The sequence below is a fragment of the Brevundimonas sp. UBA2416 genome (assembly GCF_002343105.1).
In the GTDB taxonomy this organism is placed as follows: domain Bacteria; phylum Pseudomonadota; class Alphaproteobacteria; order Caulobacterales; family Caulobacteraceae; genus Brevundimonas.
This window is the reverse complement of sequence record NZ_DDRM01000018.1, coordinates 81,054-92,572: the sequence shown is the minus strand read 5'-3', so window position 1 is coordinate 92,572 and position 11,519 is coordinate 81,054. Positions and strand designations below refer to the sequence as shown.

The following is an 11,519-nucleotide window of genomic DNA, read 5'->3' as shown; positions in this document are numbered from 1 at the left end:
ACACGATCTCGACCTTGCCGGTGGTAAGATCCTTGACCGGATGGTTGGCCCCGTGGTGGCCCTGATCCATCTTGATCGTCTTCGCCCCCAGCGCCAGGGCCAGCATCTGGTGACCGAGGCAGATGCCGAACAGGGGCGTGCCGCTGTCGACCAGTTTGCGAATCTCCGGCACCGCATAGACGCCCGTCGCCGCCGGATCGCCCGGCCCGTTGGACAGGACCACGCCATCCGGCTTGCGCGCCAGAATGGCCTCAGCTGTCGTGTCGGCGGGCACCACGGTGATCTTCGCGCCGGTCGAGGCCAGCGCCCGCAGGATGTTGCGCTTCACGCCATAGTCGACAACGACCACCGACTTGTCGGCCGCATTCACCCGCGGATGGCCTTCCGGCCAGTCCCAGAGGCCCTCGTCCCAGTCGAACGACTGCAGGGTCGAGGCGTCCTTCGCCAGATCAAGACCGACCAGACCAGTCCAGGCGCGAGCCTGCGCGACCAAGGCCTCAAGGTCGAACTGGCCCGCCGGGTCATGGGCGATCACGGCGTGGGGGGCGCCCATGTCGCGGATGCGGGCGGTCAGGGCGCGCGTGTCCACGCCGGAGAGACCGACCACGCCGCGCCGCTTCATCCAGTCGTCGAAATCGCTCTCGCTGCGCCAGTTGGCCGGATCGGTCGGGGCGTCGCGGAAGATCGCGCCGCGCGCCGAGGTGTCCGAGCCGCCGCCGATCTGCTCGACGTCCTCGACATTGGTCCCGGTGTTGCCGACGTGCGGGAAGGTGAAGGCCAGGATCTGGCTCATATAGGACGGGTCGGTCAGGATCTCCTGATACCCGGTCATGGCGGTGTTGAAGACCACCTCGCCGAGCGCCGTACCGACGGCGCCGCAGCCGATGCCTTGCAGGATGGTGCCGTCCGCGAGCGCGAGCACGCCGGTGACGCCGGGAAGGAGTTTGGTGGTCATGGGGCGCTCTCTATCACCGAATCCCGGCGAGCAAACGGCGCGTTTGCTAGTGAGCCCCCGCCGCCGGGTCAACCGGGTTCTCGGGCTTGCCCCGCATGAAGGCGAACCAGGCTCCGCTGGTAACGACGAAGAAGATCGCCGTCGGCAGGATATAGCCCGGCGCCGCGGCGGCCACGGCGGCCGTGGCGAACAGCAGTCCCAGCGCCGCGATGAACCGGGCCCGGGTCCAGCGGGCCAGCCGGAACAGGGAGGCGGAACAGAGGCCGTAGACCACAAGGCTCAGCACCGAGGTGACGCCCACCAGCATGCCGAATTGCCCCCCCAGGGTCGGCTGGCCGGACAGCACCGCCACGATGCTCATGATCGCCCCGCCCAGCAGGGGGTTGACGATCGGCGTCCGCTCGCCGTGACCGAACCCCGACGGCAGGTAGCCGGATCGTGCGGCGGCCCGGGCGGTCTCCCCGCCCAGCATCACCCAGCCGCTCAATGTTCCCACAGCCTTGATCACGGCGCAGGCCGCAACCGCCGCCCCGATCGAGGCTCCGAACACCCGCGCCGTCAGATCGGCATAGGGGCTGGAGGATTCGGCGAGAACGCCGGCCGGGATCACGCCGAACACCGCCACGCTGGCTGCGACATAGACGACAGCGGCCAGCAGCACCCCGGCGATCGAGGCCCGGCCGACATCACGCGCCGGGTTCCGCACGCGGGCCGACAGGACCGCCGCGGTCTCCACTCCCAGGAAGGCCCAGAAGATCAGGGCGAGGGAGGCGGGCACGCTTTCGGCCAGACTGTTTCCCGACGGGCTCCACGACGCCGCGAAGGTCTCGCCGTTGAAAGCCGAGATTCCGGCCGCCACCGCGATCACGAGCGGGACAAGGCCGACGATCAGCGCAAGGGCCGCGAACCGCGACGCCGCCCGCGCCCCCAGAATATAGGCGCCCGTCGTCAGCCAGATCAGGCCGAGATTGCAGAAGGTGGCGGCGACCGGCTCCTTCAGAACCGGAAAAAAGAAGCCGAGGTAGCCCGTCGCCGCGACCGCTATGGCGACATTGCCGACGAGGCAGGCGGTCCAGAAGGCCAGCGCCGTCTGGAAGCCGAAGAACCGCCCCAGCCCCCGCTCGGCGAATCCCGACAGTCCGTCCGCATCAGGCTGCAACCGCCCCAGCGCCGCGAACACCAGGGCCAGGGTCACGGCCCCCAGACCGGCGACGCCCCAGCCGACCACGCTCGAGGACCCGACCGGCGCGAGGGTGGCGGGCAGCAGATAGACGCCCGAGCCGATCATATTCCCGGCCACGACCAGGGCGGCGAGACCCCAGCCCAGCTTTTGCTTGTCTTCGATGGCCTCGGTCATGGGTGAACCTCCGCGATGCGTGACTGGAACCACGCCAGCGCAATCTCATGGTTGGGGCTGAGCACGCCGCGGTCATAGGCGCCCGCCGACAGATTGCGCTGCACCGCCTCACAGATGGCCGCGTCCTCGGCGGTCAGCCGGTCGGAGGCGGTCAGGGCCTCGCCCAGTGCCCCCTCCCCGCCGTCGTTGAGGAACAGATAGTCCAGCCGCGTCCGGCCCGGCCCGACCGGCGTCATCCGCTCGATCATGGCCCCGTCGCGATAGACGTTGATCCCGAGATTGGGCCACAGCCAGCCCCAGACCCCCGCCTGCGGGCCGTCGTTGACGCCAACCGCCTCCTGCACGACCAGGTCACCCTCGACCCGCACACGGTATTCGGCCCCGCCCAGTTCATCCGCGAGGAGCGGATGGACCGCGCCGATGTGGTAGCCCTCGAGGTAGTTCTCGGCATAGGTCTTCCAGTCGCAGGCCAGATCGTGCGAGCGGCGCAGGGCGGGTGCGGCGATGTCCAGACCTCGCCCGGCCAGCAGGGCTTCCAGCGGCGCGACATGGTCGGCCAGCGGCCGGGCGTCCGTGTCCATGGTGGCGAAGACCAGCCCGCGCCAGATCTCCAGCCTCAGGGCCAGCAGGCCGAATTCCCGCGGGTCGAACCCCTCCGCCGCGCCGAATCCCGTCGCCGCCCTCAGCCGCCCGTCCAGTGCATAACGCCAGCCGTGATAGGCGCAGACCAGTTCACCCTCGCAGTGCCCGCTCGCGCCGGTGACCAGCGGCCCGGCCCGATGGCGACAGACATTGTGAAAGGCGCGCAGGGCGCCGTCCTTGCCCCGCACCGCCAGCAGGCGATGGCCGGCGACATCACTCGCGATCCAGTCGCCGGGCGCGGGCGCTTCCGCCTCATGACCCAGAAACAGCCAGGCCTTTCCGAACACGGCCGATCGCTCGCGCGCCCAGGCGTCGGGACAGCCGTAGAGATGGGCGGGAAGCGTGGCCTGCATGGCCGGATCAAGGCCCCGACCCGCGCGCGCCGTCAACCGGTCTCAGATGGTGATGGCATCCATGCCGGCGAAGACCGCGTGGGTCGCCCCGGCGGCCTGGGCGGCCAGACCACGGTCGGGACGCAGGTTCAACAACATGACCTGCGGACAGGCCTCGCGCGCCGCGCCGATCAGGGCCGCGGCATCCAGCCACTCTCGCGGGGTCTCGTGGGCGACGCCGGCGAAGTCGATGGCCAGGCACCGCGCGCGCACATTCGCCAGCCGCCGGGCCGCCCCGGCGTCGGGGGCGATATGCAGAATGACGCCGAGCGCCGCAGTCTCGAAATGGGCGAGCGCCTCGTCAATCGCATCAGGCGGGGCCTGCTCCAGGCCGCCCATGACCTCCACCAGCAGAGCCCCCGGCGCGGCGCCGTGCTGAAGCTCGGTGCACAACAGGGCGAACCGTCCGCCGCTCGACGCCACGGTGCGCCAGAAGGCCGGAAGGACACCGCTGTCGTCCGCCCCCAGATGCAGCAGATCGAGTCCGTGGCTGAGCGTTTGCAGATCGATCCGCTTCAGGTCCATCGGCTCCAGCGTCCGGCGGCCAAGCGCTGCCAGCGCCGTCTCGCCGCCCCGGTGGCGGACAGTCCGTCGGATACGCCGGCTGACCGGCACGGACCGGCTCAGGTCGAAGACAGGCTGGGCGGCCAGCGTCACCGTCAGCTCGCGGCGCGCGCGCGTCACCAGGGTGAAGGTCAGGCTCTCATAGGGCGCTGCGTAGGACCGGCGCTCGCCAAGGGGCGACTGCGACGAACCGGGCGCGTCTGCGGACTCACTGGAGCCCTGGGCCAGGTGGGCTTCGCCCCCGATACGACTCATGACCGTGACCTCTACGCCGGTCCAACAAGCCCCCGCCGTGACTTCGCGCCTCAAGGCGCAAACAGATCACTGACAAACGTGGTCAAACGGCATTGACCATGGCCGGTCCCGATCTGGCGCCCCCGGCAGTTGACAGGCCTATGCACTTTGTGTTGTAAAGTACTTCGTTGATGGAGATTTCGCCGTGCGCCAGACCCGTTCCTTGATCGCCGCCGTACTGACCTGTGGCGTTCTTTCCCTCTCCTCGCCCGCGACGGCGCAGACCCCGCCGCCCGCGCCCCCCGCCGCGCCTGTTCCGCCCACCGTCGAACTCCGTGAAGCCGGTCTGGTGGCGGACTATTTCGCGGCGGATCCGGCCACGGCCTCGCCCGGCGCGATCATCGTACTGGGCGGATCGGAGGGCGGTCTGGGCGGATCGCGCAACCTGGCGCGGCGTCTGGCCGCCGCCGGTTTCGACGCCATCGCCGTCTCCTATTTCGGCGAGTCCGGCCAGTCATCCCGGCTGGATCAGGTCCCGATCGAACCGGTCGCCCGCGCCCGCGAATGGCTGGAGGCCCGCCCCGGTCCCGGCGAGGCCATCGCCGTGCTGGGCGTATCCAAGGGCGGCGAACTGGCCCTGCTGACCGCCAGCCGCGACCCCGCCATCAAGGCCGTCGTGGCCGCCGTGCCGTCCCATGTCGTCTGGCAGGGTATCGACATGCAGGGCGGCATGACCGGCTCGTCCTGGACATCGGGCGGCGTCCCGCTGGCCTATGTGCCCTATGACCTGAGCAATGGCTTCATCAGTGTGCACGCCCTCTATGCCGGGAGCATCGCCTCCGCCCCTGCCGAGACTGAAATCCCGGTCGAGCAGATCGCCGGGCCGATCCTGCTGGTCTCGGGACAGGCCGACACCCTCTGGCCCTCGACCGAGATGGCGAACCGGGTCGAACAACGGCTGCGGACCCACGGCTTTGCCCACGGCGTGACCCATCTGGCCTACGCCGACGCCGGCCATGCCGTGTTCGGAGCGCCCGTGCGGGCCGACACGCCCGGACTGGAGCGGGCCCTGTCGGTCGGCGGCACCATCGACGGTCTGGTCGCCGCCCGCGCCGACCTGTGGCCGCGCGTTCTGGCCTTCCTGAAGGACGCCCTGGCCGACGATTGACGGCTTTCAAGCTCAGACGACGCGGCTGCCCTCCGGGGCCTCACCAAAGGCGTTGGCGACCGGATGACCCTTCTGGCAGTACCAGATCAGCAGCGGGATCCAGCCGACCAGCGGAATGAGCCAGAGCAGGACCCACCAGCCTGACCGACCGGTGTCGTGGAGTCGCCGCACGCTGACCGAGATGTTGGGGATCAGGGAGACGATGCCGAAGATGCTGGTCAGCGGGTCGATCACGCTCCCGTCTGTGCCGAGGGCGCTGGAAAAGAAGGTGCGGTCAAGGATCGTCAGGACGGCACTTACAATCAGGTAGAAGAGGACAAAGTACCAGAATTCCTTGCGGCTCGACCGGCCTTCGAAGTCGACATAGCGGCGGTAGGGAATGATGAAGTCATTCATGAGGGCCTGCTCCAGCGGGAACCCACCCTCGAACGGGTCTCTGTTCCTTTCAAGGGCCAAATCGACCATTGGCGTCGGCGCGCCCGGTCCGTGTCACAGCCACGCGCGATATTCGCGGACACGACTTGCGAACCCTGACTCGGATAGGCCAAGACGCCGGGATGAGCATCACCACGGTCGGCCTCGATGCCGACGACACCCTCTGGCACAACGAGACGATATTCCGGCTTACGCACGACCGGTTCGTCGACCTGTTGACGGACCACGACAACGACCTGATCGAAGCCCGGCTGGCCGAGGTCGAGCGGCGCAATCTTCGCCTCTACGGCTACGGGGTGAAGGGCTTCACCCTGTCGATGCTCGAGACCGCCATGGAACTGTGCGACGGCGCGCCGCCGCCGCGCGCCATCCGCGAGATTCTCGCCGCCGGCCGCGAAATGCTGACCCATCCGGTCGAGACCCTGCCCGGCGTCGACGAGGCCCTCGCCGCCCTGTCCGAGCGCTACCGGCTGATCCTGATCACCAAGGGCGATCTGATGGACCAGGAGCGCAAGCTGGCCGCCTCGGGCCTCGGAGACCTGTTCGCCGCGGTCGAGATCGTCTCCGAAAAGGATCGCGGGACCTACGATCGCGTCTTCGCCCGCCATGGCACGGGCGCGGGCGAGGCGGTCATGGCCGGCAACTCCATGAAGTCCGACGTCCTGCCCGCGCTCGAGGCCGGAGCCTTCGCGGTCCACATTCCATACGCCATCACCTGGGCCCACGAACTGGCCGACGCGCCCGAGAACCATGCGCGGTTTGGCGCACTCGAGAGCGTCGCGGACCTGCCGGCCTGGGTTGAGCAACGCAGCACCTGATTCCGGATAACAACGCTCGCGTACCGTCATTTGAGATTAGCTTTGGCAGCGTGATGTCCATCTGTTTGAATAACACCACAATATAATCGCAAAATTTACTGCAACGCTTGACCGACACATCTGTGTTGGGTTTGTGGCGTCATCTGGCTTGGGGGAGCGGATGTCTGTCACTCACAAGCGAGCTAAATATGATTGTTATGCGTAACCGACTGCTGGCCTCCACAGTGCTGGCCGGTGTGATGGCTGCCTCCGCGCCCGTCTGGGCCCAGACTGCGCCGACCCAGGAGCCTCTCAATACTGCGCCCGGCGCCGCCGATGCCCAGGATGATTCCGCTGAACTCGACGAAGTCGTCGTCACCGGCTCGCGTATCCGCCGCGACCCGACCAACTCGCCGACGCCGCTGATCCAGGTCCAGCGCGAGGACCTGCTGACGACCGGCCAGACCACCGTCATCGACTACCTCGCCACCATTCCCGCCCTGTCCAACTCTGTCGTCCCGTCCGACACGACCGGCAGCGGCCTGGGCGATGGCGGCCTTTCGCTGCCGAACCTGCGGAGCCTGGGCTCCAACCGCACCCTCACGCTGGTCGATGGCCGCCGTCACGTCGGTTCGAGCGGCGGGCAGCTGTCCGTCGACATTGACACCATCCCGCGCCTGCTGATCGAGAACATCGAGATCGTCACCGGCGGCGCCGCCTCGGTCTACGGCGCTGACGCCGTCTCGGGCGTGCTGAACTTCATCCTGCGTGATGATTTCGAAGGCCTCGAGATCGACGCCAACTACGGCATGATCAACCAGAACGGCGAAGCGAACCGCCGGATATCCATTCTCGCCGGTACGAACCTCTTCGATGACCGCCTGAATCTCTACATCCACGGTGAGTACGAAGAGGTCGACGAAGTCACCTCGCTCGACATCGACTGGCTGCGCAACGCTCCGGTGCGCCTTGGCGTCGACGCCGACCCGACCACGGCCCGGTCGGACGGGATCGTGGACGCCCGCCTGTTCACCGGCGTGGGCCGCATCGATCGTCCGCGGTGGGGGCAGACGACCCTGGCCAACGTTCAGCAGCCGAGCCAGCTCAACAATCCGAACGTCCCCTACGAAGACTGCTTCTCGGGCACCGGCGCCGCCTTCGGCTTCTCCTACAGCCCCAGTTGCTTCGCGGTGACGCCCGGCAAGACCTACTGGTACGAGGGCTCGACCGCCCGCCTCGCCGATTTCGGCCAGCGCGTCGGTGAAACCGGCATCAACCGCCCCTTCAACATAGGCGGCGACGGTGAGAATCCCGCCGCGTTCAGCACCGGCTCGCGCGTTCCGCGTTCGGAATCGGCGCGCTTCCAGGCCGGCGGCACGTTTGCCGTAACCGACAGCATCGATTTCTACGCCGAGGCCAAATACGTCACCGAAGACACCTTCGACCTGTCGCAGCCGACCTTCTACGACATCGATCTGGTCAACTCTTACAGCGCCGGCTCGGCCAACCCGATCTACAACGTCGCGAATTTCGACCTGCGCTACACGGACAACGCCTATCTGCCGCAAAACGTGAAGGACGCGATCACGACCAATCTGGTCACGCCCTATTCCGAGCCGACCCAGACCACCGCGGGTCAGCCCCTGGCCCCGATCCTGTTGCGCAACGCGCGCCACAGCATGTTCGGACCGGACCGTACCCAGGACAACACGCGTGAACTGACCCGCTTCGTCGCCGGCTTCCGCGGCTCGAACGACGGCATCGGCTTCATCCGCGATATCGACTGGGACATCGGTTACACCTACGGCGAGGTCGAGGTTGAAAACCGCGAGCGGGGCACCGACAGCCAGCGCTTCGCCATGGCCGCCGACGCCGTCTTCGACACCGCCGGCATCGTCAACGGCCGTCCCGGCGAGATCGTCTGCCGCGTCCAGCTGCTGGCCGCCCAGGGCGCACCCGCCGGCGCTCTCGATCAGGGCCCCGCCGGCCCGGGCGACCTGCGTGACACGGAATACGGCCGCCGCTCGATCGCGGAGTGCGCGCCGCTGAACGTCTTCGGCATGGGCAACCAGAGCGCCGAAGCTCTCGAGTTCATTGACGCCGTCATCGGTGTGACCGAGCGGAACGAGCAGGAGCAGGCCATCGCCTCGGTCTCCGGCAATCTGTGGGACTTCTGGGGCGCCGGCTCCATTGGCCTCGCCCTTGGCGCCGAGTACCGGCGTGAGGCGACCGAGGCCACCGGCCGCGACCGCGATACCGCCGGCCGTCCCCTGCTGTTCCTGAACTCGGGTCCCGACTTCCCGCAGGTCGAGTACACCAGCGAAGAGGTCTTCGCCGAACTGTCGATCCCGCTGTTCCGCGACAGCTGGATGGGCGAATACGCCGAACTGAGCGGCTCCTACCGCTATGCCGACTACAGCACCGTCGGCAATGTGGACGTCTTTGGCGTCAACCTGGTCTACCGTCCGATCGCGGACATCGCATTCAAGACCAGCTTCAACAGCTCGGTGCGCGTGCCCGACCTGGCGGAGAATTTCTCTCCGTTCGGCCAGACCTTCCTCAACAACATCGTCGACCCCTGCGCCACGCTGAGCATCGCGGCCCAGGACGCCGAGACGCGGGACAACCGCGTCGCCAACTGCACGGCGCTGGCCCAGGCCCAGGGGCTGAGCTTCGACTTCGCCGGCGCGACCGCGACCAACGCCGACGACTTCACGCCGAACTACACCTCGGGCGTCGCCGGCGTGTTCGGGGGCAACCCGTTCCTGACCCCGGAAGAGTCGGACAGCTTCACCTTCTCGACGGTGCTGCGTCCCCGGTTCATCCCGAACTTCTCGCTGGTGCTCGACTACTACGAGATCAAGATCGACCAGGTGATCTCGGCGGTGTCGGCCGCGACGGCGGCGGCCAACTGCGTCAGCGGCCCGTCGCTGAACACGGCAGCCTGCGCCACCATCTTCCGCAACAACCCGGACATCCCGTTCGGCATCGGCGCCCCGATCGGCGATCCGATCGGCGGCTTCATCGAGGGCTCGGTCAACTACGCCTCGCTCGAGACGCGCGGCCTCGACTTCACCGCCCGCTATTCGATGGATCTCGAGGAAGTCACCGGTCGCAACTGGGGCCGGCTGGACTATTCGATCGGCGGCCTGTGGCTGATCGACCAGAAGCAGTTCCTGAACGCTGACGATCCCGCGGACTTCGACGAACTGGCCAGCAGCCTGTTCTACCCGCGCGTCCGCTTCACCTCCTCGCTGACCTATGCGCCGAACGACACCTGGAGCATCAACTGGACCGCTGACTGGCAGACGGCCCAGGACATCGTCCAGATCCGGGACGCCGTCGCCAACATCGACGGACGCGCCTTCGAGGAACTGGATTCGCGCAACTTCACGCGGCACGACTTCACCGTCCGCTGGAACGCCCGTGACGACCTGTCGATCCGCGCCGGGGTGGTCAACGCCTTCGACGCCGAACAGGCGCCGTACCTGGGCACGACCCTGTATTCGAACTTCGACCCCTACGGCCAACGCTTCTTCATCGGCCTGAACTACCGTCCGTTCTGATCTTCAGACCGGATGACAGCGAAAGGGCGGCCCGAAAGGGCCGCCCTTTTTCGTTCGGGATCAGACGGCGCTTGCTCTCCTGCCCGCCCCTCTTTAGACGGGCCGCTTAACCGACAACCCGACCGAACCACGCGGCGTCACAGCCGCGGCGGGTTCGCGCGCGCAAGGAGCGTGACAGCCCGTGCTTGAAGACGAGGTCCCGCACGAGGAACGCGACGCCATGATTCGGGCGACGCTCGCCGAGCATGGCGATTCCGGCGTCACCCCGCGGCACACGCTGTTTTACTTCTATGGCGAAGGCGACCACGACGATCTGAACGAGGTCGCGCGGCGCGCGGGTTTCCTGACCCGGGGTCAGGACGACTGCACCATTCTCGAAACGACCATGGCCGTGGATGAGGCCTCCTTCACCCCCGTCTCCTCCATGATGCAATCCTGGGCCGCCGCCTTCCAGCTCGACTACGACGGCTGGGAATGCGCGGTCGTGACGAACTGAGTAGCCCATGCCCAAACGCACAGACATCCAGTCCATCCTGATCATCGGTGCCGGGCCGATCGTGATCGGGCAGGCGTGCGAGTTCGACTATTCGGGCGTCCAGGCGTGCAAGGCGCTGAAGGCCGAGGGGTACCGGGTCATTCTGGTCAACTCCAACCCCGCCACCATCATGACCGACCCGGAGGTGGCCGACGCCACCTATATCGAGCCGATCACGCCGGAGTTCGTCGAGCGCATCATCGCGAAAGAGCGGCCCGACGCCCTGCTGCCGACCATGGGCGGCCAGACGGCGCTGAACACGGCCCTGGCGCTGGACGCTTCGGGCGCCCTGAAGAAATGGGGCGTGGAGATGATCGGGGCCAGGGCCGACGTCATCGACAAGGCCGAGGATCGTCAGAAATTCCGCGACGCCATGGACAAGCTCGGCCTGGAAAGCCCGCGTTCCAAGGCCATCCACCACATCGACGAGGCCGAGGACGCCCTGGCCTTCGTCGGCCTGCCCGCCATCGTCCGCCCGTCCTTCACCCTCGCCGGCACCGGCGGCGGCATCGCCTACAATGTCGAGGAATACCGCGAGATCGTCGAACGCGGTCTGGACCTGTCGCCGACCACCGAGGTGCTGGTCGAGGAAAGCGTCCTGGGCTGGAAGGAGTATGAGATGGAGGTCGTCCGCGACAAGGCGGACAACTGCATCATCGTCTGCTCCATCGAGAACATCGACCCGATGGGGGTGCACACCGGCGACTCCATCACCGTCGCCCCGGCCCTGACGCTGACCGATAAAGAATACCAGCGGATGCGCACGGGCTCGATCAACGTCCTGCGCGAGATCGGCGTCGAGACCGGCGGATCGAACGTGCAATGGGCGATCAATCCCGCCGACGGCCGGATGGTGGTGATCGAGATGAACCCG

At 67.4% G+C, this 11,519-nt stretch carries 9 protein-coding genes and 1 pseudogene; 5 read left to right on the top strand and 5 right to left on the bottom strand.

What is annotated here, in order from left to right:
• The 4 genes from carA to B3E43_RS06225 all read right to left on the bottom strand — a co-directional run.
• A partial coding sequence (gene carA, locus B3E43_RS06240) for a glutamine-hydrolyzing carbamoyl-phosphate synthase small subunit (protein ID WP_292027652.1) occupies nt 1–955 on the bottom strand: 955 nt, incomplete at its 3' end.
• A gap of 46 nt (nt 956–1,001) precedes the next feature.
• On the bottom strand, nt 1,002–2,312 hold the full coding sequence (locus B3E43_RS06235; RefSeq protein ID WP_292027650.1) for an amino acid permease: 1,311 nt from the start codon (nt 2,310–2,312) through the stop codon (nt 1,002–1,004).
• Nucleotides 2,309–3,307, bottom strand: coding sequence for an aromatic ring-hydroxylating oxygenase subunit alpha (locus B3E43_RS06230; protein WP_292027646.1), 999 nt, complete (start codon nt 3,305–3,307; stop codon nt 2,309–2,311). The genes B3E43_RS06235 and B3E43_RS06230 overlap by 4 nt, the downstream gene beginning before the upstream one ends.
• A 42-nt stretch (nt 3,308–3,349) precedes the next feature.
• Nucleotides 3,350–4,165, bottom strand: coding sequence for a hypothetical protein (locus B3E43_RS06225; protein ID WP_292027644.1), 816 nt, complete (start codon nt 4,163–4,165; stop codon nt 3,350–3,352).
• Nucleotides 4,166–4,349: 184 nt separating this feature from the next.
• Between B3E43_RS06225 and B3E43_RS06220 the strand changes: the two genes are divergently transcribed.
• Nucleotides 4,350–5,312: an alpha/beta fold hydrolase gene (locus B3E43_RS06220; protein ID WP_292027639.1), complete on the top strand. Its 963-nt coding sequence runs from the start codon at nt 4,350–4,352 to the stop codon at nt 5,310–5,312.
• Between the two features lie 12 nt (nt 5,313–5,324).
• Here the strand turns inward: B3E43_RS06220 and B3E43_RS06215 are convergent, their stop codons facing one another.
• Nucleotides 5,325–5,708, bottom strand: coding sequence for a DUF805 domain-containing protein (locus B3E43_RS06215; RefSeq protein ID WP_292027637.1), 384 nt, complete (start codon nt 5,706–5,708; stop codon nt 5,325–5,327).
• 161 nt (nt 5,709–5,869) lie between these two features.
• On the opposite strand from B3E43_RS06215, the gene B3E43_RS06210 reads away from it, so the two are divergent.
• The 4 genes and pseudogenes from B3E43_RS06210 to B3E43_RS06195 form a co-directional block, all read left to right on the top strand.
• Nucleotides 5,870–6,565 (top strand): HAD family hydrolase, encoded by a 696-nt coding sequence (locus B3E43_RS06210; protein ID WP_292027634.1) that lies wholly within the window; start codon nt 5,870–5,872, stop codon nt 6,563–6,565.
• A 197-nt stretch (nt 6,566–6,762) separates the two neighbouring features.
• A complete protein-coding gene (locus tag B3E43_RS06205; RefSeq protein WP_292027631.1) occupies nt 6,763–10,110 on the top strand; it encodes a TonB-dependent receptor domain-containing protein in 3,348 nt (1,115 codons plus the stop codon).
• A 181-nt stretch (nt 10,111–10,291) separates the two neighbouring features.
• Nucleotides 10,292–10,606: a ribonuclease E inhibitor RraB gene (locus tag B3E43_RS06200; RefSeq protein WP_292027629.1), complete on the top strand. Its 315-nt coding sequence runs from the start codon at nt 10,292–10,294 to the stop codon at nt 10,604–10,606.
• A gap of 7 nt (nt 10,607–10,613) precedes the next feature.
• Nucleotides 10,614–11,519 (top strand): annotated as a pseudogene (locus B3E43_RS06195) (carbamoyl phosphate synthase large subunit); the annotation flags it as partial.